This is a genomic window from Paenibacillus sp. RC67, assembly GCF_030020805.1.
In the GTDB taxonomy this organism is placed as follows: Bacteria; Bacillota; Bacilli; order Paenibacillales; family NBRC-103111; genus Paenibacillus_S.
In genome coordinates, this window is the sequence record NZ_CP125098.1 from 3108788 (window position 1) to 3133723 (window position 24936).

At 42.7% G+C, this 24936-nt stretch carries 24 protein-coding genes and 1 pseudogene; 20 read left to right on the forward strand and 5 right to left on the reverse strand.

Going from position 1 to position 24936, the window contains the following annotated elements:
• The first annotated feature begins 6 nt into the window (after nt 1–6).
• The 4 genes from QMA13_RS14260 to QMA13_RS14275 all read left to right on the forward strand — a co-directional run bounded on the left by QMA13_RS14260 (nt 7) and on the right by QMA13_RS14275 (nt 4478).
• Entirely contained in the window at nt 7–1698 is a 1692-nt protein-coding gene (locus tag QMA13_RS14260) for a M3 family oligoendopeptidase (protein ID WP_282942166.1), read from the forward strand.
• Between the two features lie 133 nt (nt 1699–1831).
• On the forward strand, nt 1832–3487 hold the full coding sequence (locus tag QMA13_RS14265) for a PucR family transcriptional regulator (protein WP_282942167.1): 1656 nt from the start codon (nt 1832–1834) through the stop codon (nt 3485–3487).
• A 109-nt stretch (nt 3488–3596) separates the two neighbouring features.
• Nucleotides 3597–4127 carry an orotate phosphoribosyltransferase gene (gene pyrE, locus QMA13_RS14270; protein ID WP_282942168.1) on the forward strand — a complete coding sequence of 177 codons (531 nt, stop codon included), beginning with the start codon at nt 3597–3599 and terminating at the stop codon, nt 4125–4127.
• Nucleotides 4128–4181: 54 nt separating this feature from the next.
• Nucleotides 4182–4478: a hypothetical protein gene (locus QMA13_RS14275; protein ID WP_282942169.1), complete on the forward strand. Its 297-nt coding sequence runs from the start codon at nt 4182–4184 to the stop codon at nt 4476–4478.
• Between the two features lie 79 nt (nt 4479–4557).
• On the opposite strand, the gene QMA13_RS14280 is transcribed toward QMA13_RS14275, so the two are convergent.
• On the reverse strand, nt 4558–6183 hold the full coding sequence (locus QMA13_RS14280; protein ID WP_282942170.1) for an S-layer homology domain-containing protein: 1626 nt from the start codon (nt 6181–6183) through the stop codon (nt 4558–4560).
• Between the two features lie 142 nt (nt 6184–6325).
• Between QMA13_RS14280 and QMA13_RS14285 the strand changes: the two genes are divergently transcribed.
• Nucleotides 6326–7210, forward strand: coding sequence for a metallophosphoesterase family protein (locus tag QMA13_RS14285; protein ID WP_282942171.1), 885 nt, complete (start codon nt 6326–6328; stop codon nt 7208–7210).
• Nucleotides 7211–7537: 327 nt separating this feature from the next.
• Complete coding sequence (locus tag QMA13_RS14290; protein ID WP_282942172.1) at nt 7538–7930, forward strand: DUF3997 domain-containing protein; 393 nt, start codon at nt 7538–7540, stop codon at nt 7928–7930.
• Between the two features lie 49 nt (nt 7931–7979).
• Here QMA13_RS14290 and QMA13_RS14295 read toward each other — a convergent pair whose 3' ends face one another.
• Together QMA13_RS14295 and QMA13_RS14300 are read right to left on the reverse strand one after the other, a co-directional pair.
• Nucleotides 7980–8306: a DMT family transporter gene (locus tag QMA13_RS14295; RefSeq protein WP_282942173.1), complete on the reverse strand. Its 327-nt coding sequence runs from the start codon at nt 8304–8306 to the stop codon at nt 7980–7982.
• Nucleotides 8303–8656, reverse strand: a complete 354-nt coding sequence (locus QMA13_RS14300) for a DMT family transporter (RefSeq protein WP_282942174.1) — start codon at nt 8654–8656, stop codon at nt 8303–8305. The genes QMA13_RS14295 and QMA13_RS14300 overlap by 4 nt, the downstream gene beginning before the upstream one ends.
• A gap of 211 nt (nt 8657–8867) precedes the next feature.
• Here QMA13_RS14300 and QMA13_RS14305 point away from each other — a divergent pair, with 211 nt between their 5' ends.
• The 5 genes from QMA13_RS14305 to QMA13_RS14325 all read left to right on the forward strand — a co-directional run bounded on the left by QMA13_RS14305 (nt 8868) and on the right by QMA13_RS14325 (nt 14618).
• Nucleotides 8868–9974, forward strand: a complete 1107-nt coding sequence (locus QMA13_RS14305) for an N-acetylmuramoyl-L-alanine amidase family protein (RefSeq protein WP_282942175.1) — start codon at nt 8868–8870, stop codon at nt 9972–9974.
• A gap of 141 nt (nt 9975–10115) precedes the next feature.
• On the forward strand, nt 10116–11915 hold the full coding sequence (locus QMA13_RS14310) for an ABC transporter ATP-binding protein (protein WP_282942176.1): 1800 nt from the start codon (nt 10116–10118) through the stop codon (nt 11913–11915).
• A complete protein-coding gene (locus QMA13_RS14315; RefSeq protein WP_282942177.1) occupies nt 11908–13641 on the forward strand; it encodes an ABC transporter ATP-binding protein in 1734 nt (577 codons plus the stop codon). Before QMA13_RS14310 ends, QMA13_RS14315 begins: the two co-directional genes overlap by 8 nt.
• Before the next feature lie 14 nt (nt 13642–13655).
• Nucleotides 13656–13940, forward strand: coding sequence for a GNAT family N-acetyltransferase (locus QMA13_RS14320; RefSeq protein ID WP_282942178.1), 285 nt, complete (start codon nt 13656–13658; stop codon nt 13938–13940).
• 330 nt (nt 13941–14270) lie between these two features.
• Nucleotides 14271–14618, forward strand: coding sequence for a hypothetical protein (locus QMA13_RS14325; RefSeq protein WP_282942179.1), 348 nt, complete (start codon nt 14271–14273; stop codon nt 14616–14618).
• A 78-nt stretch (nt 14619–14696) separates the two neighbouring features.
• Here the strand turns inward: QMA13_RS14325 and QMA13_RS14330 are convergent, their stop codons facing one another.
• Nucleotides 14697–15764 (reverse strand): chymotrypsin family serine protease, encoded by a 1068-nt coding sequence (locus tag QMA13_RS14330; protein WP_282942180.1) that lies wholly within the window; start codon nt 15762–15764, stop codon nt 14697–14699.
• Nucleotides 15765–15950: 186 nt separating this feature from the next.
• On the opposite strand from QMA13_RS14330, the gene QMA13_RS14335 reads away from it, so the two are divergent.
• The 9 genes and pseudogenes from QMA13_RS14335 to QMA13_RS14375 all read left to right on the forward strand — a co-directional run bounded on the left by QMA13_RS14335 (nt 15951) and on the right by QMA13_RS14375 (nt 23863).
• Nucleotides 15951–17696, forward strand: coding sequence for a sensor histidine kinase (locus QMA13_RS14335; RefSeq protein WP_282942181.1), 1746 nt, complete (start codon nt 15951–15953; stop codon nt 17694–17696).
• Nucleotides 17697–17711: 15 nt separating this feature from the next.
• Nucleotides 17712–18671: a Gfo/Idh/MocA family protein gene (locus QMA13_RS14340; protein ID WP_282942182.1), complete on the forward strand. Its 960-nt coding sequence runs from the start codon at nt 17712–17714 to the stop codon at nt 18669–18671.
• A 215-nt stretch (nt 18672–18886) separates the two neighbouring features.
• Nucleotides 18887–19018 (forward strand): annotated as a pseudogene (locus QMA13_RS14345) (DinB family protein); the annotation flags it as partial.
• A 35-nt stretch (nt 19019–19053) separates the two neighbouring features.
• Nucleotides 19054–19614: an AAA family ATPase gene (locus QMA13_RS14350; RefSeq protein WP_282942183.1), complete on the forward strand. Its 561-nt coding sequence runs from the start codon at nt 19054–19056 to the stop codon at nt 19612–19614.
• 352 nt (nt 19615–19966) lie between these two features.
• Complete coding sequence (locus QMA13_RS14355; RefSeq protein ID WP_282942184.1) at nt 19967–21280, forward strand: MFS transporter; 1314 nt, start codon at nt 19967–19969, stop codon at nt 21278–21280.
• A gap of 185 nt (nt 21281–21465) precedes the next feature.
• Nucleotides 21466–22788 (forward strand): IS4 family transposase, encoded by a 1323-nt coding sequence (locus QMA13_RS14360; protein ID WP_282942185.1) that lies wholly within the window; start codon nt 21466–21468, stop codon nt 22786–22788.
• A 294-nt stretch (nt 22789–23082) separates the two neighbouring features.
• Nucleotides 23083–23355, forward strand: a complete 273-nt coding sequence (locus tag QMA13_RS14365; RefSeq protein WP_481858221.1) for a GNAT family N-acetyltransferase — start codon at nt 23083–23085, stop codon at nt 23353–23355.
• Between the two features lie 18 nt (nt 23356–23373).
• Nucleotides 23374–23589, forward strand: coding sequence for an NUDIX domain-containing protein (locus tag QMA13_RS14370; protein WP_282942186.1), 216 nt, complete (start codon nt 23374–23376; stop codon nt 23587–23589).
• Nucleotides 23576–23863 (forward strand): hypothetical protein, encoded by a 288-nt coding sequence (locus QMA13_RS14375; RefSeq protein WP_282942187.1) that lies wholly within the window; start codon nt 23576–23578, stop codon nt 23861–23863. Before QMA13_RS14370 ends, QMA13_RS14375 begins: the two co-directional genes overlap by 14 nt.
• 81 nt (nt 23864–23944) lie before the next feature.
• On the opposite strand, the gene QMA13_RS14380 is transcribed toward QMA13_RS14375, so the two are convergent.
• Entirely contained in the window at nt 23945–24931 is a 987-nt protein-coding gene (locus QMA13_RS14380) for a WD40/YVTN/BNR-like repeat-containing protein (RefSeq protein ID WP_282942188.1), read from the reverse strand.
• Nucleotides 24932–24936 lie beyond the last annotated feature (5 nt).

Below are 24936 nucleotides of genomic sequence, written 5' to 3' on the forward strand. Positions count from 1 at the left end.
AGAACCATGAGATTTCAAGATTATGTATATGAACGTCCGAATATGGAGCAGTTTGCCCGTGATTTTGCCATCTTGATAGAGCAGTTTGCAGCTGCGGATACATTCGAAGAACAAGATGCGGCCATGGATGCGATCAATGCAGCTCGCAGAGAAGTTTCATCTATGCTTACCATCGCACGTATAAGGCATTCTATTAATACCGCGGATCCATTTTATAAAGCGGAGCAGGATTATATAGATGAACAATCACCGGTGTATCAAGGCTTAATTACGGAATATTACAAAGCGTTAGCTGATTCGAAATTCCGTCCGCAGCTGGAAGCCAAATGGGGACGGCAGCTGTTTGCAACGGCAGAGCTATCTCAGAAAACGTTCAATCCGATCATCGTAGAGGATCTTAAGGAAGAGAACAAGAAGTCGAGTGAATACATAAAACTGGTTGCTTCCGCTAAAATCGAGTTTGACGGTCAGGAGCGTACGCTTTCCCAGCTATCACCGTTTATGCAATCGACGGATCGGGAAACCCGGAAGAAAGCCACAGATGCGCGCTATTCGTTCTTTGAAGCAAATGAAGCAGTGGTTGATGATATTTATGATCAACTTGTACGTATGCGCACTCAAATTGCCCGGAAGCTGGGTTATCGCAACTTTATCGAGTTAGGCTATGCCCGCATGAACCGGACAGATTATGGTCCAGAGCAAGTAGCGAAATTCCGTTTGCAGGTGCTGGAACATATCGTACCCGCGGCATCGGAGTTATTCGAACGCAAGCGTATTCGTCTTGGAGTGGATTCACTTCGTTATTATGACGGATTGTCGTTCTTGACAGGGAACCCGAAGCCAAAAGGAGACCCGGATTGGATCGTACAGCAGGCCAAAACGATGTATTCAGAGATGTCACCGGAAACAGATGAATTTTTCAGCTTCATGTTGGATAATGGGTTGATGGATCTGGAGAGCAAGCCAGGCAAGCGTGTCGGCGGTTATTGTACCTATATCGGATCGCATAAAGCTCCGTTTATTTTCTCTAACTTTAATGGGACTTCACATGATGTCGATGTATTAACACATGAGGCGGGCCATGCTTTTCAGTCTTACATGAGCCGAGACTTAGCAGTACCGGAATATTTGCATCCGACGTTGGATGCCTGCGAGATTCATTCGATGAGTATGGAATTCCTGGCTTGGCCTTGGGTGGATTCATTCTTCAAGGAGGATACGGATAAATACAAGTTCTCCCACCTGGGAAGTGCAATTACATTCATTCCTTATGGGGTTGCCGTTGATGAATTCCAGCATCTCATTTACGAAAATCCTGAGATGACTCCAGCCGAAAGGAAGCAAGCATGGCGCGAAGTTGAGCGCAAGTATGTGCCTAGCCGCGTATACGACGATATGCCATTTTTGGAGCGGGGAGGCTTCTGGCATCAGCAGCAGCATATTTTCAAAAGTCCATTCTACTATATTGATTATACACTCGCACAGATTTGTTCCTTGCAGTATTGGAAGCTTGCTAATGATGACCGCGAATCAGCATGGTCGAGCTATTTGAAGCTGTGCCGGGCAGGCGGCAGTGAGTCTTTCACGCAATTGGTGAAGCTTGCGGGACTTCGCTCACCATTCGAGGAAGGCTGTATTGCTCCTATAATTGGAGATATCCGGGCGTGGCTTAACGCTATTGACGATACTAAGCTTTAGGATTACAATCCGTAGCACAGCTTATTGTATTCATTGAGAAGAAGCAGCAACTGCTGCTTCTTCTTATGTCACACGAGAATGGACAAGCACAGCAGACGGGAAGTTGAGGGGAATAGAACACGTGGGAATCACTGTGAGGGAAGCAATGCAATTTGGCGGCCTTGCTAGTTGTAAGGTGGTTGCTGGAGATAGAGGACTCGACAATCAGATTGAATCGATTACCGTTATGGAAGTGCCTGATGTCGTACGCTGGTTGAACGGGAATGTGTTACTATTATCCAGCTTGTATCCCATTAAGGACGATGAGGAAGCTATTCGTTCGTTAGTTCCGCAGTTGGCAGCCGCAGGTAACTCGGCATTGGCCATTAAAACCCAAACTTATGTGGACAAGATTCCTGTCACAATTATCGATGCAGGGAATCGTTTGAACTTTCCAATCATTGAAATTCCAAGTGATATGGCCTATTTGGAAATTATGACGCCATTGATGGAGCCTATTTTAAAAAGAGTAGATACAGGAAAATCAAGATTGGAGGATTTTTACCAATGGATCAAAGAGCTTGCTCTCGGAGGTAAGGGAATCCCGGCTTTGACAGAGGCTATCGAACAAATGACGGGCAACCTCATTACAGTAGGATCCGAACTATCTTCGTTAGAGCTGTTCCAAGGGATGGATGTCATCCCTCTCACGCGGGCTCAGCATAGTGATTTAAAAGCGGCAAAGCGGCCCATTCGGATGCAGCGCGTACTGAACCATAAGCAGACCTCTTGTATTGTTGCTCCTCTGCTTTTGAATGAGGAAGTATGGGGGGACATCACATGTTGGCAGACGACAAGAGAGTTTATGGAGCAGGACTTTCAAGTGCTGGATCGTGCGATGATGCTCATAGCTCTGGAATTTCTTAAAGCTATTACGAAGCATGATTTGGAGCAAGCTTTAAAAGATCATTTTTTAACAGATATTTTATTGAGCAGGCGACTAGATATAACAGAAGTGATCGAGAAAGCGAAAATGTTCGGTTGGGATTTCTCCCAAAGCTATCAGGTCGTCTGTATTCGCATAGATGAAAAGAACTATCGAGAAGAAGCTCAAGCTCCTGACGAGGAGAAGAATTCCGAACGTAATAGGAGGATACTGTACAAACTGAATTCCATATTCCGTTTTGATAGTCAACAAGCTATTGTGACATTAGTTAATGATTTGATTGTAATCTTGTTCTCCAGAGAGATTAAGAGTGGTATGCCATTACTTCCTTATATGAAGGACCCGTTAAAGGACAACATACTGCACAGAATGGATCATGTTCGCGATGACTTAATAGCTGCTTACGACGATGCGTTAATTAGTATAGGTATAGGGCGCTTTTATGTTGGGCTTGACGGAATGCATAGAGGATATGAGGAAGCAACAAAAGCGATTCAATATGGAAAGCCTTGGGGACAGAATGGGGCGGTTCATTTTGAAGATTTGGGAATTTATCGTGTATTGCATGCCGTTCAGGATCATACGGAGCTTAAAAGCCTTCAAGCAGAAACGATAGGAAAGTTAGCGGCCTATGATTCGATTCACGAATCGGAATTGTTGTTCACGCTGAAGCAATATTTTGAAAACAACGGCTCTGTATCCGAAACGGCTAAGAAGCTTTTTGTTCATGTCAATACGATTAAATATCGTCTGCAAAAAATAGAACAAATTACTGCTTGCAGCGTCCATAATGCTGAACAGCAATTGCTTTTGCACATAGGATTAAAAATACACGGAATGCTTGAAGTTGAACAACCTTGTTAGCCAAACCGACGGAAGTCGGTTTTTTATTTTGTCTATATCCACATATCATTTCCCATTAAGGATGAGTATGATACGAGAGGTTACAAATAAATGCCATATGGAGGTTATTATGAACAAGCAGGATTTGGAAAAAGCAATCTATAAAGCATCCCATCTAACAGGCAGCTTCAAGCTTAGATCAGGACAAATGTCGGATCAATATTTCGACAAGTTTCAATTCGAATCAGACCCCCGATTATTGTTTGCTATCACAAATGAACTCAAACAACTTCTGCCGCGTGATACGGAAATCATAGCTGGAATAGAGATGGGGGGTATCCCCATTGCGACGGCTTTATCCTTAGCCACGGGGATACCGGCTGTTTTTGTCAGGAAAGAAGCCAAAGCTTACGGGACATGCAAACTGGCCGAGGGTGTAGACATAGCCGGTAAACGAGTATGTATTATTGAAGATGTAGTTACAACAGGAGGTCAAATCATATTAAGCGCTAGAGAGCTTGCTGCGTATGGAGCAAAGCTAAGCACGGTTCTCTGTGTAATCGAGAGAGGATATAGTGGTAGTATGAATCTGGAAATAGAGGGATTAAAGCTAGTGTCCTTATTTCAGATGAACAAGGCTGTATCTGCACAGCAACAATAAAAGTCATATAGTGACAACGGGATTCGAGCGTATTTTTAATAGATTACTGATAGTATGGAGGAAAATAGATTCATAGGAGGACTGATGGAGATGCAGGAGCTGTATGGAGTATATGCTGTAGCTGCTGGACTAATTGGCATTATGTTGATTCTATGTTTCGATATCGTGAGAAGAAATAAGGAAATGGTTGAAACACTCACGAATAAAGAGAATAAACCGTCTAAGCAGGTATTGAATCAGGATAAATTGCCCGTCTATCCCCTATATATCGATTGCTCCTCCGATCTTATTAAGAAGCAGATGGGGTATGACTCTGCTGAACAACCAATGTCGATTAAACAAGGCGCTTAAAAATTAAGCGAATCTTAAAAAAGGTAAAAAAGCCCTTGGCCAATGGCCAGGGGCTTCGATTGTTCTGTTAAAACAAAGCTTATGGCTTGCGAACCGTTACATTTGCGTAAGCCCGCTTATCATTGAACAGGACAGATGTCAAAGTAAAATTAGTTACGTTTCCTGTAATTTGAACATTGCCGGCTTTATCGAATGTAACCGTTCCGACAGGTCCATTCTGTGGATCTCCCGTAACATCTTCAGCGATGAAGTAAGTATTCAAAGCAAAATTGTAGTAGGCAATTTCATCTTGCTCATACTCTGTACCGAAATTATCGGTGACTTTCAAATCCATCTTTTCATAGGCATTAAATTGACTGGAATAAACGCCATTGGTAACGGTAGAATGAGCAGTTATAGATGTTGTTCTTGCTTCTACGGTTTGAGCCGAGATTGCAGTATTCGTGACGTTGACAGGAATCGAGATTTGATTCATATCCCCGCTAACGGTCGCATAAGTGACATAAATGGTTGCTGTACCTACTTTATTACCGAGAATGTATCCTTTATGGTCAGCCGATACCGCAACTTTAACTACATTAGGATTTGAGGAGGTAATGGACTGAACAAGTCCTGGTGTCGAAACCTCTTCACCGGATTCATTGGTTACTGTAATCTCAACCTCTTTAGCTAATTTACTGACAGTGGGATCTTCGGCTTCGTTTTTTGTAACAGAGCCGTCATTCCCCGTAGCCACTGATGTCAGCCCGGAATCGATTACACTGCTCAGTTCATAGGAAGACGCGGTTGAATACTTGTACTTGCCTGTTGTAGTTAAAGTACCTACCGTGAAGGCAGTGGTAGCCGTCTTGATGGAAGAGCTGTCAAGACCGCCCAAGGTGACAGTATAGGTGCCATTAGTGAGCTTCACATCATCAGTTAATGTCAGTGTTGCGGAATTGTTATCCATAGACCATGCCGTACTTGTTGTAACAACGGAACCGTCTCTGCTAAGTGTCAGGGTAGCTTTTGTAGCATCCACTGCTTTATCCAGCTTCACTTGAACTAATTGATCTCCGGATGCTTGGGCTGAAGCTACAGATACTTGTTTGTCCTCTGCACTTGGTGAAGCAGGGAGTGATCCATAAGCTCCTACCACAAGGTCTGCACGGGTTGCTACAGCATCTCCGGCTTTATCGGCTGGATGGATGTTGGCTTCCTTGGCTTGCTTAACGGCATCAGCGAACCATGGAGTATTTGTTGTATTAACGGTTTTACCCAAACCTCTGAGGAATACGGTATCCAATTGCCCAACGGTCACATTTTCACCAGGAGCGAAGGTGGTGTCCGTCATTCCGTCGATAAGACCCGCTTTCTTAGCGGCTTCGATATAAGGGATAGCCCAACCGTTGGCAGGATCATTTGCTAGAACATCCTTGAAACTGGACGTCTGAACGGTTGTATCTACTTTTAACCCAAAGACCAAGGCAGCGACTTTAGCAAATTGAGCACGGGTCATATTTTGAGAAATTCCGAAGCTATCCTCGGATACACCTTCAAAAATTCCTTTGGCAAGAAGTGTATCCAGCTTCGTTTTAAGGCCGGACTCCACATTTGCAAGATCTTTATAATCAGATGTTGTTTTCGTTGTATTTGCCATTGCAGTAGAAGCTAGCATTGAGAGAGCTACAGCGGCAGTCGTTATCATAGTTAAGCCTTTTTTCATACAGGTATTCCTCCAATAAAGGTTAATAAAAAGATAGTCTCTTAATATATAATCATACTATTTGTTCGGATCAAATGCCAACTCTTTTGGCTTGTGGTAATATATTGAATGGATGTAAAATAATATGCAAGGAGTTGGGCTATTGCACATTGGATTTGTTGGAGATATTCATGGGAGAGTTCTGCACACTCAAGCACTGTTAGCCGCGTGGCAGCAAAAAATGAATCAAAAGCTTGATTTTATTATCCAGGTTGGAGATTTGGGAGCATACCCTATACCGGATGAGGTGTTGATGAAGGAGAAGTATGTTCGAGAGGATCCAGCTGAATTGGATTTTAGCCGTATGTTACGAGCGGAAGGTGAACTTGCCGAGTGGATTGTAGCTTTGCGCAAGAATGAGCTGAATCCCATTCATTTTATCCGCGGTAATCATGAAGATTTTGACTGGTTGGATTCATTAGGCTCAAGCGCGGAGCAGGTAGTTAGTGTTGATCCTTTCAACCTGTTCTACTATGTAAAAGATGGAACGATAATTCATGTGAATGACATGAAGATCGCTTTTATAGGTGGGATACAAACGAAAGAGTATAGACAGAAATCCATCGATCCTAATTCATACGAACGGTTAAGCCAGCTGCGACCAGGTGAGGTTGACATACTCGTCACTCACGACGCTCCTTACGGTATAGGCATAAGCTATTTGGGCGAAACCCAAGGTTCTATTATGATTTCCAATCTTATTGAGACCATTCAACCGAAATATGCAATCGGAGGCCATTATCATCATATGATCGGTCCTAAGCTATTCGGTAATACGATTTACTTAGGGTTAAATGTATTAGTTGATCTTCGTAAAGATGGGTTACTGCGGCGAGTACAGCCAGGTTGTTTGGCCATATTGGATACGGATATGGGGAGCTTGAGCTTCGTAACGGAAGATTGGTTATCTGAAATGGATAAAGATTTTGAGTTTATATCTTATATGAATAGTCTCAAGGGTTCGGATTTTTTGAAAAGTAATGTTTGAAGGAAGGACTCCCCAACTCATGAATCTTGGAGAAACAGGTCTTCGAGGGGATTTGGTCTAAGAAAATAATATAATTGAACGTTTATTGAGGCCGCTGTAGTGTTCGGTCTTTTTTTATTTTACAAATCCCAAAAACAGGAAAGATTCTATTAGATTTATTCGCTTTATTATAGATCAAATTCCAATTATGGTTATGTGGATGAAGAAAAGGGGAGTGGTCTCTTGAAGGGGCATGAATCAACATGTACATAATAAGATACTGTTGCAATAGAAAACTGTACAATGGGGGGAACCACGATTAAAAAGCTAACCTTTAGTTTGCTATGTATGACCTTTCTCCTTACAAGCGGTTGTGCGGGTTTAGGAGATTATGATATTTCGTTACCTGGAGGTTACTCGGTAGTAAGGACTTCGGCACATCAGGTGACGATAAGTCGGCAAGTGAGCGAAGGAGTTTGGGGAGAACGGGTAGTTCCAGCCAAAGTGGTTCAGATAGCGTGGGATGAACGTTATATTTTGGCAAAACAAGTTGGACTGATGAATGATCCCATGAGAACAAACAGCTCTTACCAAATCCCGGATGAGTCTGTTGTAGGGTATTGGATTATCGATATACAAACGGATGAGACCCGTGGTCCAATGACCGAAGAGGATTTTGCTGCAAGAAGAAAACAAGACGGGATTTCAGACAGCTTGATCTTAAAAACAATACAAAGGTAGTTGTTTGAAAAGAAACAGCCGAGGCTGCTCTTTCCAATTATGAGTCAGGTTAGGACCCGGTTAGCTTCAACCCGATTACTCCGACAATAACTAAGCCGATGAAAAAGAGACGTTTGGGCGCTTTTGATTCTTGATACAGCCATATACCGACGATGGCAGCTCCGGCTGCCCCAATTCCTGTCCAGATGCTGTACGCCGTTCCGATAGGTATATGAACCAATGCTTTAGACAAAAAATACAAGCTCAAGCCCATGGAAGGGATGCAGGCTAAAGTCCAGTACAATCTGCGGAAGCCCTCGGATTTTTTTATTAATATAACACCGATAATTTCCATGAACCCCGCTAGAAGCAAGAAAATCCACGACACACCTATCATTTCCCTTCATTTTCTTTCTTAGGCTGATCCGTTTCCGTAACGCTCAGCTTGAGTCCCAAGAGCCCAGCTAACAGCACTAGGATAAAAAATATCCTCAACCCATCCCGCGGCTCACCTAGAAACAGCATTCCGACGATAACCGTTCCAGCAGCCCCAATACCAGTAAAAACCGCATAAGCTGTGCCAATAGGAAGCTGTGTCATTGATTTGGTGAACAAATAAAAGCTAATTACGATACATAGTATGGTTAACACAGAAGGAACTAGCACGGTAAAACTATGCGTATATTTTAGTCCCGTAGCCCAACCTACGTCCATAATTCCCCCTAATACAACGTAAAGCCATGCCATTCTTTCATACTCCCTTCTCTAAAAGCAATTCGAGCAAGTGATTCAAGTCGCATCACTTTATCTATTCACAATACCGTCTGAACGGTGCTTTTTCAAACCCTTTTTCACGTTAAGTTCGACAAAATAAGAAAAAGTGCTCTATGAATGGGTAAATCTTCCTGTTATATTAGTACATAAAGCGACAAGGAATCTAATGAATGAGGTATTTGTAATGAAACTACAGCCATTCAAGAAAGCCATCGTTTCTATTCTTATTATCGGTTCCATCGGTATGCCGCCTATGAATGCAGAAGCTGCAGCAAGTCCAAATGCCATTGTTATGGCCGCTTCCCTCAATGTTCGTAGTAAACCGGAGATGCAATCCCCCATCGTAGGATCTTTGAAGCAAAATACGGTTGTCGTCATTTCCCAGGAATCGTACGGGTGGATCAAGATCAAGGCTGGTAACACTAGCGGTTGGGTAGCTGGTCAATACTTAAAGATGCTTAATGTCAATAACTCGGACAAGTCAACGAAAACAAGCGTGAAGAATAATGAAGTCACCATGAAGGGAAGCACTACGGTGCTTGCCGATTCGCTACATATGCGTCAAGGACCTGGAACCCAACATGCCGTCGTAAGCGTGTTAACTTCTGGCGCCTCTTTGGCAGTTCTTGACCGGCAGCAGGACTGGATGCAAGTTCGTACTAAGGATGGCGTATCCGGATGGGTACTGAGCAAATATGTAGGAGAGAAATCCAATGATACTGTAATCGCTTCGTCTAGCAGCAAAGGGCTAAAAGGTAAGATGATTGTGGTTGATCCGGGGCATGGTGGCAGCGACATCGGAACCCAAGGGAAGAAATATGGGTCTCACGAAAAGTCATTGAACTTATCGACGGCGCAATACTTGGTGGACAAATTGCGGCAGGCAGGAGCTCAAGTCACAATGACTCGAACCGGCCAAGAGGAGAATCCAAGTTTGGCTGACAGAGTTGCGATGAGTCAGAAGAAGCAGGCAGATGCTTTTGTCAGCATTCATTACAATTCGTCACCGAAAGCGAATAGCGGAACTTTGACCTTCTTTTATTCAAACACCAAGGACATGCCTCTAGCGAGAAAAATCGAAGCCCAGTTGAATCGATCGTTAGATTTGAAAAGCAATGGTATCTCTTTTGGGAATTATCATGTATTACGGGAAAATGCTAGACCTTCAGTGCTCGTGGAGTTAGGTTTTTTATCTAACGCTAAGGATGAAATGCTCGTCAAAAGCTCTAGCTATCAAAAGAAGGCAGCTGATGCGATTGTGAATGGCTTGCAGGATTATTTTAGAGGGTGAGTAAAAGGTTGCTGCATCGCAGCAGCCTTTTTTGTTTTTATGGTTACTAGAACAATGAAATAATGGGTTTAAATGTAAAAAAATATCCGATATAATGGATAATATAAAGCGTTTACACTATGAAGAGTGGGGGTCCCTCTTATGACTAACGAGGTAGTACAACCAACAACAGCCTCGTCCGTAAATTATAGCAGCGGATTCAAGCTGTATGTCTGGGCATTATCGTTCCTAAGACCTTATCGGACCCTTGTCTTTACTATCCTAATCTGCGATGTCTTCCTCTCCATTATGCAAATGTCCATTCCGAAACTGATCGGTTATTTTGTTGATGTAATTCTTCCTCGTAGTGACTTCAGTGGATTATATTCTGTAGTCATCCTGATAATCTGTATAGTTGCAGGAATCATTGGCCTAAGCACAGGCAGGAACCTTTTGAATCTAACTATAAGCGAGAAGCCAGGAAGAGATGTACAATATACCATCTTCGAAAAGTTACGAGCGCTCGGGTTAACCTACTACGAGAATAACCCGTCGGGTTCTACTCTATCTATGCTTCATTCAGATGTATCAGCGATGCAGGGCTTCTTTAGAGATCTACCCAAGCTGGTTCAAGATGTCATTCTTGTAGCTGTGATGATGATTATCATGTGTCTGACTGAGTGGAAATTAGCTGCTGCTATCCTTCCATGCTTCGGGATGTTTTTTTTGATTGAACCCTATTTGTCCAAAAGGGCGGAAATGTGGGGGAAGAAACGTGCCGAGCAATTAAGGGCAAAAAATCAACAGCTGCATGATAGTCTGGTATCGATAGCTGAAGTTCGAGCACATGGTGCCGAAGATTGGAATACAGCAAATTTGATGGATAAAGTTCAATCCTACCATTATTGTGAGCTTAGATCCAAACAGTATGGGTTCATTCGAGCTGCGGTTAGGAATTTATCCATTACCCTAGGCGCTGCACTATTGTTTCTTGTAGGAGCTTACTATATTCAATCAGGCTCCATGCAAACAGGGACGTTGGTTTCGATGGTTTTTATTTATTTTATGGCTATTGGCAAGTTTACGTTTATATTTTTTCGGATCACACAGTTTAAGGTGCTAATCCATCAAATCAGAACGCTTCATGCTTTTATGCAACTGGAGCCTTTAGTGAGCGAGCACATTAACCCGGAATTGCTTCAAACCATTCGTGGAGAATTGACTATCAGTGAGGTCTCCTTCGGTTATCCTAATAGGGATGATGTGATCAAGAAATTTGATCTACACATTAAACCCGGTGATCGTATTGCTCTTGTAGGTGCAAGCGGCAGCGGGAAAACGACCCTCATGAAGCTGCTGTCAAGGTTTTACGATCCTACAGAAGGTTACATCTGCTTAGATGGTATTTCGCTGAAAGCATTACCTCTTTCTCAATTAAGAGAATGTATAGGTCATGTATTTCAGGAGACGTTTTTATTTGCAGCCACCATACGAGAAAATATTCGCTTTGCCAGACCGGATTGTACAGATGATGAGATCGTGGAAGCGGCTAAAGCAGCTTATGCTCATGAGTTCATTTTAAAGCTAACGGATAGTTATGAAACATTCGTCGGTGAACGGGGCGTTAAATTATCAGGAGGACAAAAGCAGCGTATAGCCATAGCACGACTTTTTCTAAAAAACCCTACTATTATCCTGCTGGACGAGCCTACTTCTGCACTAGACTATGCTGCTGAAGCAGAAGTCAAGCGCGCTCTAGATCGTTTGTTAAAAGGAAGAACTACCATTGCTATCGCACATCGACTATCAACGATATTTGATTTTGACAAAATAATTGTTATGGATAACGGGGAAATAGTGGAAGCGGGCACGTATCAAGAGCTGATGGAAATCAGAGGGAAATGGTTTACGTTAGCACATTCTCTTCTTTCTGAGCCTACAGGAGGAGAAGCAAGTGAATAATGTCCAATGGATTTATAACAAAATTGTGGGAAAGAGGCCTGTATTTGCCGTCATCTTAATTCTAGCTGTGATAGAATCATCCAGCCCTTTGCTCTCCATATATATTCAAAAGTACTTAATTGATGAAGTATTTATTAACAAGCAATTCAATATGCTCTTGCCGATCTTGATGGTTCTGATAACAGTAATGGTTCTCGCCGATGGTTTATACTCTATCACCATGTACAATCAAACGAAGTTTCAAGTATGGCTGCGAACGAACCTAACGTTAGAATTCATGCGATATGTCCATCAACTATCGATCCAAAAACTGAGAAAGAAACAAACCGGTCAGTTGATCCAACTTGTGAATGGAGATCTTGAACATGTTACGAACTTAATAGCAATTACCATTCCTGCAAATGTAAGAACTGTAGTTGAGCTTATGACATTAACTGTATTAGTAGGTTTCCATGCACCTGGTGTTTTACTCATTGCACTCATACTCAGTCCAGTGTATATAAAACTTGGAAGATCACTAAGTCCAAAACTGAAACAACGGCTTAAAGAAAAGGAAGAAAATAGGGGGGAGTATGTAAACCATTTGGTTGAAGGTATATCAAGTACTCGAGAAGTGATAGCTTTTAACCGAAGAAATTGGGAAGTTGAAAGGTTGGATCGTAGTTTCACCAACTATTTTAGAAGTGTTATTCATGAAGGGAAATTGCTGAATTTCCAGCTGGTAGTTAGTGATCCACTTAAATGGATAGTGAATCTAACGGTATTGGGCTATGGTGGATACAGTGTAATATTAGGTGTGCTTTCACCAGGAGCTTTCGTCGTCATATATCAGTTGGCCGGCAGACTGTTTGAATCCATACAGAAGATGTTTTCATTCCTTGTTGGGATTAGCGGTTCTATGTCGAGTCTTGAGCGCTTCCGAGATGCTATCCAGGATTTTGAGGAACAGAGTAAGGAGCCTTTGGTTGGGATAGATACTATATCGTCCCTTCGTTTTGAGAATGTGTCCTTTAATTATGACGAAGGTACCGATGAAGTTTTGAAAAAAGTAACATTCGACCTGCCAATAGGCAAAAAAATTGCGTTTGTCGGTGCAAGCGGATGCGGGAAATCTACAATTGCTCAATTATTCATTCGTTACCTTATACCAAGTCATGGAAAAATACTGGTTAACGGTCACCCGCTGGAGTTGCTGAACAAAAAGGATTGGGCGAATAAGGTAAGCGTTGTGTTTCAGGAGCCGGTTCTTTTTCCAGATACAATTCTAAATAATATCAAACTCGATCGAAGTGCTTCTGCTTATGAGGTGAACATTGCTTGCAGGATAGCTCATTTAGATAGAACAATTGGGCAGCTTCCAGATGGCTATGATACCGTTCTGGGAGAGAGAGGGATTACCTTCTCCGGAGGTCAGAGGCAGAGAATCGCTATAGCGAGAGCACTTCTAAGCCAAGCAGAAATATTATTAATGGATGAAGCGACATCAGCCCTTGATACAGTGACAGAACGGATACTTATGGACAATATCGATAAGTATAGGGCTGGGAAGACTACTATTATCATTGCACACAGATTGTCAACGATACAAAATGCGGACAAGATTTTTTTGTTGGAAAATGGAAGGATAGCCGAGCAAGGCTCACACGATCAATTAATGAGCTATCATTCAAAGTATAAGCAGCTTGTGCTGGCACAGGAGCAGCAAGTTACAAGACAACAACCATAAGAGGAGAATAACAAATGACCCAATCACTTGAAATCAGAAATGCGACAACCGAGGAAGCTCAATATATCCGTAACAAGCTGATCGAATATAATGCAGAGCACATTCCAGTTGAATTGCAGTTCAGGTATGAGCCAATCCATCTGACGATCAAAGACGAAGTAGGGAACATAGCAGCCGGTCTGCTTGCTGTCATGAAATGGAACTGGATCGAAGTAGATATTTTATGGGTTGATAAGGGATTTAGGCAGATGGGTTATGGAACGGAGCTGCTCTCCAAGGTGGAGTCTATAGCGAGATAGAAGAGATGTAATTTCATTAAATTGTACACGTTCAGTTTCCAAACACCCGAATTTTACCGGCGACATGGTTATGAAGAATATGCTGTACTGGACAATGCGCCAACAGGCAGCAGGTCTCATTACTTTAAGAAGGAACTGGAACTATAGATTCTGTAGAATAGGAAAAATCAGAGGTCTGCGCCCAGGTCAGGGTGCGGGCTTTTTTGTGTATCGTCTTTTTCTACTAATGAGACTCTTTTATTTTGATTAATGAGACTAGCAATTATGTCCAAACTATAAATCTACTAATTGCATAAATTGAGATATCACTATAAAGGAGGTGGTTGAATCATGAAGAAACAAATGAATGCATCGATCAGCAAGAAGGCGGTACAAAGTAAAGGCAAAAAGATTGTGCTCAGTCCGAATCATGCTCGCGCTACACAAAATCTTGGCAATGGTTTTCGCCGAACTGTGTTTAGCCCTATAACGATCCCTGCAAACAGCTTCCTGACTATAACGTTCACTGCAGGTGCGGGTAGAGTGGTCATTAATGCAGGTTGGACGATCACTAATTTCGCTTCAGCTTGGCCAACAGATAGTTTTCCTTCCACCGATACGGTATGGGTATTAATTATCGAAAATCCAACGAGTGTTTCAAGATTAGTCACACCGTACCTGATCACTAAAACTCGCTAATTCTCTTACCAATGTAAGCAATCAAACGATTATACCCGGTGCTTCTACTGAAGTACCGGGTTTTTGTTTTATTAAAAACTATCGTTTGATAGATGAAGTCCTGTTAGACAGGACGACTTTAATGGAAGCCAACTCACTTGCTGTCAGACGACGAGCATATGCCGGGTTCCCATTATTGGTATTAACATTCCTAATAATTCCTGCTCCATTCGGTCTAGCAACTCTTGTCCGAAATCTCCTCATAAACCAATCAACAGGGAATGCTATGGAGGTTAGTCCATCTTCCGTACCTGCGAAGTTCACAGCAGCTGCGAAATTATCGGATCGCCTTAGCCATACAGAACCGGAATCTCCAGGAAGTGATACAGGATTGATGCCGATGATGACGGATTGATCACGGAAAGTAATAACTCCTAGATCTTCACCATAATCGACCTGTACATCCGTATTTACTGAGTCCACCCTTCCATACCTTAGTCCGGTTGTTCTGCCGACTTTCTTGAAGCGATCCCCCACTCTGTAGGAGGTTACATGTCCGGGAACAACACCGACTGTTGCATAGCGAGGGTTCAATATGCTGTTACGAACTGGCAACGACAATGCGGCATCAATATAATTAGCTCCATTGCGTTTTAAAAGAGCGAATCGGGATAGAAAACCGACTCTGTCCCTTACCGGCCTGCCATTGTCGGCTCCTCCCGGCTGAAGGGTCTCGGAGCGCACACTGGAATTAAGTGGATTGGTAAGAACGTGATTGTTGCTAAAGATATATCGTTGATTGGCTCCAGGGAAATTCGTCACAATTAAACCCACTGTACCTGAACCGGCCGTCGTACCGATGCTGTATCCTGCTGGAACCGGGCGGATGCGTCCACGATAGTCAGCATGGGAACGTATTTTTCCCGTACGTACCACTCGGATAGGCACATTTACTGATTTTCCCTTAACGCTAATGGAAGCGGTTGAGACTATCCCCAAGGAAACTGCGGATACCGCATCTGCATATATGATCACGGCCGCTCCTTTTTTCGGTTTCTTAGGATCATGATAGCCTACGCCAATACCTTGTACTTTGGAGTGTTTTAATAATGAGGGTGCCATTCTTTCCTTCATGATATAAGCCGCAGCAAAAGTTGCCAATCTCATCACCTATCTCTCGTAGAATACGATAGTGTATTAACGAAGAAGAGTAAGTGATTGGATGAATCCACCTCTTATTAGTTGATTCTATAGTAGAAATTTCGTTTGCTAGCATTTTTTCGACAAAATTATACAAAATCTTAATAATCTTGCTATAATAGAGCTTGAGTTTGAGTGGGGTGGAACAGACAGATGAAATTTTTAAATAATATTCCTTTGAAAACATCACTGGTATTCATCATCATCATGATATTGCTTAATACTTCCTATTATTTGCACTATAAATCACTGCTTGAAGAGAATCAAAAAGAAAAAATGGCTCTTTTGTATAATAGTATTAAAACCAATATGGAACAAACTGCAGCAGGAGAGCAATTCGTAGAAGACTTGATCGGCGAAAATCTCCGGATGGCATCCATTGCTGCAAAAATGAATTTGGACCCAGACATTAACAACATCGACAATGAGGATTTAGTCAAGCTGAAACGGATTATAGGGGTTGATGAGATCACTCTCTTTACCCAAACCGGCGACGATATTGTAGGACAAAAATCTTCGGATCCCAAAGACCGTAATGTAAGCTCCAAGGGATGGGATCATTATTTCAATGCATTTCAGCAATTATTTGCCCGTCAGACTGTTGATGTGGGTATCGGTCAATCCCTTCCTAACTATTGGAGCGGCCCGAGGGACACCGCTACAACAAGTCAGACAGAAATCAACAAATGGGGCTATTACTTCGACGGGACTACGAATTATATTATTAATCCGTTTGTTCATGACACGAACTTTCGTAAATATCAGAAGGTGACGGGGGTCGAGGATACGATCAACCGGTTGATGAAGGACAATCCGCATACGGCGCTTAATGTATCGGTTTTGAATTCGGACAAGCTGCTCGATCATACGCTGCCAGAAAATTTCCCGACGCCGAGCAATTGGTTCTCTGCCAGGGAAATCTATTTTGGAACCTACGATTACCGCGATCCGGAGGAACAGAAATATGCACAGCTGGCGCTGACAAAGGATACGACGATCTATTATGTTACTGAATCCAATGGTCTTTCTGTGATGAAAAGCTTCACGCCTATACATAATTCTTATTTAAAATATAATGCGTTCAGCTCGCCTCCTTTGATCGCGATAACTTCCGATTACACAGAGATTAATAGCATTCTTCATAAGCATCTCATGCAAATTATTTGGTTTATGAGTGTTTGCACTTTACTGGTGTTGGTCATCATGAGTACTATCTTATGGATTTTCAAAAGAAATAAAGAGCATGCCTTGCAGGACGTTCAAGAGGCGTATGTAGGGAATATTGAAACTTTATTTCAATCGGTGCGAGAGCAGCGGCATGATTTTATTAATCATATTCAAACGATTCATGGATTCTTAGCTCTTAAAAACTATGACGAGTTGAAGAAGTATACGAATGCGTTGGTCGGTGAAATCAGGGTGGTTAATGAGCTCGTCAATCTCAAAGATCCTCCGCTTATCGCGTTGATTCAGGCCAAATATGCCCAAGCTGAATCCCTGCACATTCAGTTTGAATATGATTTTAAGCATATGGAATTACTGAAGACGAGTCCGATTAAGGCAACAGATGTTGTTAAAATGCTAAGTAATTTAATTGACAATGCTTTTGACGCCACATCAGACTTGGAAGCGGGTAACCGAATCGTCACCGTGAAAGGGAAAATTCAGAACAATCAGCTGGATTTTTTAGTTCGTAATACAGGGTCTATGATTCCGCTTGAGGTTCGCAGTCAAATCTTCGAATCAGGCTTTTCCAGCAAGACAACCGGTAAAAATTCGGGACTGGGTCTGCATATTGTGAAGCAGCTCGTAACCCGCTATAAGGGTTCGATTCAACTAAGGAGCGAAGCGAGCTTTACTGAGTTTCTCATATCCATTCCTTTAACGTCAGCTAAATAATTCAGGAGGTAGACAATGATGCAACCTATTAAATGGGGTGTACTCGGTTACGCCCGTATTGCCAAAAACTCGGTGATTCCCGCCATTATTAAATCGGACAATAGTACACTATACGCAGTTGCAACAGGGAGCGATGAAAAGCAGCAGGAGTGCCGTGAATTATTTCAATGTCCTAATCTATACTCTCACTATGACGAGCTGCTGGAGGACCCGGAAGTACAAGCGGTCTATGTTCCGCTCCCGAATTCCTTGCATAAGGAATGGGCTATCAAGGCAATGCAAAAAGGGAAGCATGTGCTTTGCGAGAAGCCTATGGCTTTAAATGCTTCGGAATGCGAAGAAATGATTCGCACTGCTGAGCAGAACGGCGTCATTCTCATGGAAGCTTTCATGTACAGATATACGGATCGGATAAAGAAAGTCAAAGCAATCGTGGAGAGCGGTGAGATTGGAGAAGTTCGTTACCTTCAATCTACTTTCCGGTTCCTGCTGGATCGTCCTAATACCATTAAAGTTCGACCAGAGCTTGGTGGGGGCTCTCTGTATGATGTTGGCTCGTATCCGGTCAATTTTGTGGGGATGATTATGAATCAGCTTCCAGAGTCATGCGTAACAGAATGCGTGAAGGATAATGGAGTGGATGTGCTTTTCTCTGCTTTGTTAAAATTTCCTAATGGTGTGATAGCCAGTATCAGCAGCGGATTTAATGCTTTCAATCAAATGAATTCCGAGATTATTGGCACGAAGGGGAGAATTGAAGTACCGGATACGTTCCTTGGAACGGAAGGCTCTATTCGCATTGTTACTACGGAGGGAATTCGCCAAGTACAGACAGAAGAATCGGACCGCTATACACTAGAAGTAACCGATTTTGCTGATGCTGTTCTCAATAACCGCAAACCGCTTATGGGGTTAGAGGAGACATACCGGAATATGCAGGTCATTGATCTATTGTTTAAAAGTATGAAGGACTGAATCGTTCGGACCGTGTCCGATAGCTGTTAAAGAACTGTGCTTATTGTACAGTTCTTTTTTATGCATAAAACACAATATTGGATATAAGAGTGGAATGTGAGTATTGTACAAAAGAGGAAAAATCGCAGTATTCTACTTATGGATGATATGGTATATTATGGCTTATATTAATGAACCCCATGTAGAATGGAGGATGAACGATGAGTACGGTTAGAATGTATTTAATATCTGATATAGAAGGATTTACCCCACAGATTGGAAGACTGGTGTCTATGATGAATTATGCTAGACTGACAACTTTGAATACTGTAAAAGGACTAACAACGGAGCAGTTGGATTATCATTATGTAGCAGGAATAAGGAAGGCTGAGGAGGGAATTGTATGAAATTGATTATCCTATTTGGGCCTCAGGCTGTTGGCAAGATGACAGTGGGTCAAGAGTTGGAGAAAATAACGGAACTGAAGCTGTTTCATAATCATATGACGATTGAGCTGGTTTCCCCTTATTTCAGCTATGGAAGTGACGTTGGAAAACGATTAGTTCGCTTATTCCGTAAAGAAATTTTCGAGGAAGTGGCCAAGAGTCAATTAGAAGGACTTATTTTTACTTATGTATGGTCATTGGATATGAAGTCCGATTGGGATTATGTCCATGAAATAAGTCATATTTTTGAATCCAAGGGTGGAGAGGTTTATTTTGTTGAGCTAGAGGCGGATTTGGAAGAAAGACTTGAACGCAACAAAAGCCCGCACAGACTGGAGCATAAACCAACGAAAAGAAATACGGAACGATCTGAACGAGCTTTAAGAAACACTTTTGAGAAGCATAGATTAAATTCTTATGATGGGGAAATTAACAAGGAAAACTATATAAGAATTAATAACACAAGGATAAGCCCAGAAGAAGTTGCGAAGTCAATTAAGGAAAAGTTTATGTTGTAGTTAGCCTACAAAGCAGCAATAGAATGGAATGAAAATAATGCATAGACATGCTTTTGGGCAATTGTTAAAACTGGAAGGAAATTGTTATGAACAGCTGCTTGAATTAGCATCTTGGAATGAAGTGAGGTTAGAGCGTTATTTAAGTAAGCTCCAAATGATGTAGGTCAGTGCAAGTCTCCAGATGGGTTAACTAAATATGGAAATTTTAAGGGCATACAGCTTGTGTATGCTCTTTTTATTGTTCAACCCAGCCTAGGGAAGGTTTAGGGATAATTTGGTGTGTAATGACAAAATATAACTGGGTAATAAGAGGGGAAAGTAGCTGCTTGATCGAACTCAGGAGGTTGCATTAATGAATCCATCCAATGAGCGTGCACAAACGCGGAAAATTACGGCCAACATTTTCAAAGGGTCCGTTGGCAATCTGATCGAATGGTATGACTGGTACGTCTATGCTGCCTTTGCGGTTTATTTCTCCGCGGAGTTCTTCCCCAAGGGAGATGCGACAAGTCAGCTGCTGAATACGGCAGCGATTTTCGCCGTTGGTTTTCTGATGCGTCCTATTGGGAGCTTGTTATTAGGCCGTTATGCAGACCGTTACGGTCGACGTGCTGCGCTAACCCTTTCCATAACTATCATGGCTGGCGGATCTCTGATTATTGCTTTTACTCCCAGCTATGCCACCATTGGTATATTGGCTCCGATTATCCTGGTTCTCGCACGCCTGCTTCAAGGCCTCTCGCTTGGTGGAGAGTATGGTACATCAGCAACCTACTTGTCGGAAATGGCGAGCAGTGGTCGCCGCGGCTTTTATTCCAGCTTCCAGTATGTCACATTGATTGCCGGACAACTGATTGCGCTTGGTGTACAAATCATTTTACAGCAGCTGCTGAATGAATCCGAAATGAAAGCTTGGGGTTGGCGTATCCCCTTTGTTATTGGAGCTTTTGGCGCTTTAGCCGTATTGTGGCTGCGCAGAACGATGGACGAATCGGAGCAGTTTAAGAAAATGGATTCCGAAAGCCGTGAGAAAGCCGGTACGATACGTGCTCTGATGAAGCATCCCAAAGCGGTAATGACTGTTGTCGGACTAACGCTTGGAGGAACCGTCGCCTTTTATACTTACACGACATATTTGCAAAAGTTTATGGTCAATACGGTGGGATTAAATAAAGAGGTTGTTAGTTGGATCAACTTTATAGCCTTGTTGGTGTTCGTTGTACTTCAGCCGCTTGCTGGCTCGCTATCCGATCGAATCGGCAGAAGACCGCTCTTGCTGAGCTTTGGAATTTTTGGAACATTATTAACCGTCCCTTTGTTCCTGTTCATGGAGCATATGAAAAATCCTATCGGTGCTTTCGTGCTTATGCTGATCGGTCTCATCATTGTCACTGGGTACACTTCCATCAATGCCATTGTGAAGGCGGAACTGTTCCCGACAGAAATCCGAGCCCTTGGCGTAGGTTTCCCGTACGGACTGACGGTTGCGATATTCGGTGGAACTGCAGAATTCATCGCATTATGGTTCAAGTCCATAGGGAGTGAATCTCTTTACTATTACTATGTTGCGATATGTATTCTAGTGAGCTTTATCGTTTATTGGCGTATGGGTGAATCCTCCAAGGTTTCCTACATTGAAAATGAACAAGGTGCTCATAAGCTTTAGTCGTATCAGAAAAGGCAGGCCAATCGGTCAATGTCATTAAGTTAAGGCGCAGGGCCAAAATCAAGAAAAAGAGCAGGCTATCGAAAAGATAGCCTGCTCTTTTTTGTGCGAATTTTCAAATAAGACTTGACAAGTAGTTGAAAGTATGTGGCGAAGCCCCTTGAAAAAACGAGGAGGTTTCGCTAATGGATACGTACGCGAATTCGCTTAAAAAAACGCTGACATCCCTCATACGAGAAATGTCAGCTGCACCAGCACCTTATGTCAAAAATCCTGAAAAGGATTTTACCCGTAAGAAAAAGCTGCCCTTTGAAACGGTTATGCAGCTCCTGATCTCCATGGGAGGCAACAGCATCTATAAGGAACTCTTGGAATCGCAGGGCTATGACGTAAACACTGCAACCACTTCTGCTTTTGTCCAACAAAGAAATAATATCCTGCCGTCTGCTGTGGAATTCTTGTTTCACGCATTTACGCAATCGTATGCGGATATCAAGTGCTACCGAGGGTATCGATTACTTGCCGTTGACGGCTCGGATTTGCATATCGCAACGGACTCTGAGGAAACGGACACCTATTTTCAAAGTCAACCGAACACGAAAGGCTTTAACCTTCTGCACTTGAACGCAGCCTATGACTTGTGCAACAGACTTTACGTGGATGCCCTTGTTCAGCCACGAAGGTTGTGGAACGAGGGAAGGGCGCTGGCTACTATGGTTGACCGTTCCCCCATCAAGGGCAAAACCATTGTGATTGCCGATCGCGGTTATGAAAGTTACAACAATTTCGCGCATATTGAACGCAAAGGTTGGAACTATGTTATACGGGTAAAGGATTTGGAGTCCAATGGTATTCTTTCGGGTTTGCGTTTGCCTACTAGCGGAGCGTTTGATTGGGACGTTCATCTGACCCTCACCAAAAAACAAACCAAAGCGGTTAAGGCTCGTCCCGAGATGTACAAGTTCGTCCCTTCCACGTCTACATTTGATTTTTTGGATTTGCAGGAGAACTTGTTTTACCCGATTTCCTTTCGGGTTGTTCGTTTCGTCTTGCCCAGTGGCGCTTATGAAACCGTCATTACGAATCTTTCTGCCGCTGATTTCCCACCCGATGAAATCAAGTCCATTTATAACATGCGATGGGGCATTGAAACTTCTTTTAGGGCATTAAAATACACCGTCGGTCTGACGCATCTTCACGCAAAGAGACAAGAGTCCATCGTCCAAGAGATTTTCGCAAGAATGATCATGTACAATTTCGCTGAAATGAAGACCTCGCACGTCGTCATTTCGAAAATGGATAAACGGCACTCCTACCAAGTCAACTTCACGGTCGCCGTTCATGTTTGTAGACATTTCCTGCGCTCACGGGACGATGAACCCCTGCCCGATGTTGAAGCGCTGATTCGCAAAAACATTTTGCCGATTCGACCCATTCGCCCAGGGCAGAAGAATACGCGCAAAATCCGCTCGAAATCAGTCGTTAGCTTCGTTTATAGAGTAGCATAATTCGGTTCACATGAACATTTTTTAAGCGGATATGCCATCCGCTTTGTTTGCTGTACGCTTTTTTCCTTGCTTGCACAAAAAACAAACGGCATAGGACTTTTTCCCATGCCGTTTCTCGGATTTCATTTGTTTTCCCGATCTTGTCTCTTAGCTTAACTTAATGACATTGGCCAATCGGTCTGTCTTTTTTTCTTGTACTATGTCAGATTAAAATGAAATATCTTGGTACAGAAATAGAAAAATATGTTAAAATATTGAAAACTGAGAGAAGGCATTTGTTTCCATGATGAAATCATAGGCGGGGTGGCTGTACAACATAAATCGGAGACCCAGTACCGAATCAGTCCAATGTATTTGAATCCTGACTATCATAATAAAGGCTTAGGAAGTCAAATCCTGAATACGCTATTTTCTCTTTATCCTCAAGCGCAGATGTGGACACTTAGTACTCCAAAACCGAACTTAAGAAATGGGCATTTCTACGAAAAGTTCGGATTTGTCTCTGTAGGTGAACACTATGTTAATGAACGTTTAACTCTTACTCATTACCGAAGAGAATTGAATTAATACCAATAACTTGGGAGGTTGAAAGCATTGCCAGTTGTTAGAGTTTTCGTTCTAGATTCAGAAGATCGCGTATTACTGGTTAAAACAGATCGTAAAAAAGGACCGGAGAATATATTTTGGATCGTTCCCGGTGGAATCATTGAACAGTGTGAATTTAGTCGGGACGCTGCGATCCGAGAAGTGAAAGAAGAAACAGGATTTAGACATTGCTATCAAAAGATTGGTTTGGGTTGAGGAAGGGAAGAATGACAAAGGAGAAGTAGGGTATATCTACTATTATCAGGGTGAAGTCATCGACGGAGAAAAAATAGTAGGAATAGATCCAGAATTAGACCCTGCTCAACAAGTCATAACGGATGTGGAATACATGAGTAGAGAAGAGATCCAATGTTTACCCTTTGTATACCCTGAAGTGCTGCTCCACGAGTATTTCTGGGAGACGATTCGTTCGTCATCTTCCCATGATCCCTATGTGAACAGGCCCAGTAAAGGGTTTGGCATTAGATAATCATTTGGAACAAGAGCAGTCAATAGTAGACCGAAAGAAGGTCCTGCCGCAACAGGATCTTCTTTAAGTTTGTTATGTGTGTTATTCAGGCTCCGACCACGTTTTTCCACCATCCTGGGTGATCATTGTATGTCCATTTATAAGTACCCAGCCATATCCATCCGATCTAAGGAAAAATTGCGCTGCTCCTTCCAAATCCATGCTCGAATGGATCGGACGCCAATCTTCTTTATTATAAGTATCCATAGTATAGATAGTTTTTCCGTCAGTGGAAATCGCTCGACCTTCAATTAAGCCATTAAAATGAAAAACAGGTGGAGCCTGCACATCCTTCAAGCGATAAGGGATAGGGACCCAACTGTCGCCGCTATCATGGCTTTCATACAGGACATAGGCTTTGTTCTCGTCCTTCACGAATTCTGCGATAAAAAGACCGTGATTGTTGTTCTCCATATCAAAGACAGGTGGGAGCGTATTGGCGTAGCCGTCCTTGAATTCATCCGGTATATCCACCTGCTGAACATTCCATGTTTCGCCACCATCCTGAGTACGGAATAATGGGAACGACTCTTGCCCGTGATACGTTGCGGTAATCCACCCTTCCTGGGAGACGCGAAATGAGATTCCGGTAGGGTACCCGCTTATTTTATCTGTGATATCTCCAACTCGAACCCACGATTTTCCTCTATCTGTCGTCTTATATAGGGTTTTAGCCATTTGTCCCAATGCTGGGGAAGAGGTGAGAAGTGCATAGCTGGCGTCAAAGTAATTAGCGTTGCTATGAACTGTAATATCAGAAGAAGCTTCCCATGCCTCGGACGTAGGCAATAATGCCGTTTCCCAACCTGTGGGAAAACCTCCTCCATCCTGAATCGGATGAGTGATAAGAATTTGGCCTTTACCTGTCATGAAATAAGCAAAGCCTAAGGATGGGTTTTGAAAATCGGCCTCTATGAGGTGATCCTGCTCGCTGATTCCGTCAGGTACTTCTACATCCCACGTTTTACCGGAATTACGAGTATACAGAAGTTTCTTGTCTTCAATCCCATAACCGCTAGAGCCGTCCATACCAA

Coding starts and splice junctions, on each gene's coding strand:
- QMA13_RS14275 (WP_282942169.1), top strand. CDS start 4,182: ATGGAGGAAAATAGATTCATAGGAGGACTGATGGAGATGCAGGAGCTG.
- QMA13_RS14380 (WP_282942188.1), bottom strand. CDS start 24,931: ATGGACGGCTCTAGCGGTTATGGGATTGAAGACAAGAAACTTCTGTAT.
- QMA13_RS14325 (WP_282942179.1), top strand. CDS start 14,271: ATGAAGAAACAAATGAATGCATCGATCAGCAAGAAGGCGGTACAAAGT.
- QMA13_RS14335 (WP_282942181.1), top strand. CDS start 15,951: ATGAAATTTTTAAATAATATTCCTTTGAAAACATCACTGGTATTCATC.
- QMA13_RS14305 (WP_282942175.1), top strand. CDS start 8,868: ATGAAACTACAGCCATTCAAGAAAGCCATCGTTTCTATTCTTATTATC.
- QMA13_RS14300 (WP_282942174.1), bottom strand. CDS start 8,656: ATGGCATGGCTTTACGTTGTATTAGGGGGAATTATGGACGTAGGTTGG.
- QMA13_RS14340 (WP_282942182.1), top strand. CDS start 17,712: ATGATGCAACCTATTAAATGGGGTGTACTCGGTTACGCCCGTATTGCC.
- QMA13_RS14350 (WP_282942183.1), top strand. CDS start 19,054: ATGAAATTGATTATCCTATTTGGGCCTCAGGCTGTTGGCAAGATGACA.
- QMA13_RS14355 (WP_282942184.1), top strand. CDS start 19,967: ATGAATCCATCCAATGAGCGTGCACAAACGCGGAAAATTACGGCCAAC.
- QMA13_RS14290 (WP_282942172.1), top strand. CDS start 7,538: ATGACCTTTCTCCTTACAAGCGGTTGTGCGGGTTTAGGAGATTATGAT.
- QMA13_RS14320 (WP_282942178.1), top strand. CDS start 13,656: ATGACCCAATCACTTGAAATCAGAAATGCGACAACCGAGGAAGCTCAA.
- QMA13_RS14280 (WP_282942170.1), bottom strand. CDS start 6,183: ATGAAAAAAGGCTTAACTATGATAACGACTGCCGCTGTAGCTCTCTCA.
- QMA13_RS14330 (WP_282942180.1), bottom strand. CDS start 15,764: ATGAGATTGGCAACTTTTGCTGCGGCTTATATCATGAAGGAAAGAATG.
- QMA13_RS14310 (WP_282942176.1), top strand. CDS start 10,116: ATGACTAACGAGGTAGTACAACCAACAACAGCCTCGTCCGTAAATTAT.
- QMA13_RS14295 (WP_282942173.1), bottom strand. CDS start 8,306: ATGATAGGTGTGTCGTGGATTTTCTTGCTTCTAGCGGGGTTCATGGAA.
- QMA13_RS14360 (WP_282942185.1), top strand. CDS start 21,466: ATGGATACGTACGCGAATTCGCTTAAAAAAACGCTGACATCCCTCATA.
- QMA13_RS14260 (WP_282942166.1), top strand. CDS start 7: ATGAGATTTCAAGATTATGTATATGAACGTCCGAATATGGAGCAGTTT.
- pyrE (WP_282942168.1), top strand. CDS start 3,597: ATGAACAAGCAGGATTTGGAAAAAGCAATCTATAAAGCATCCCATCTA.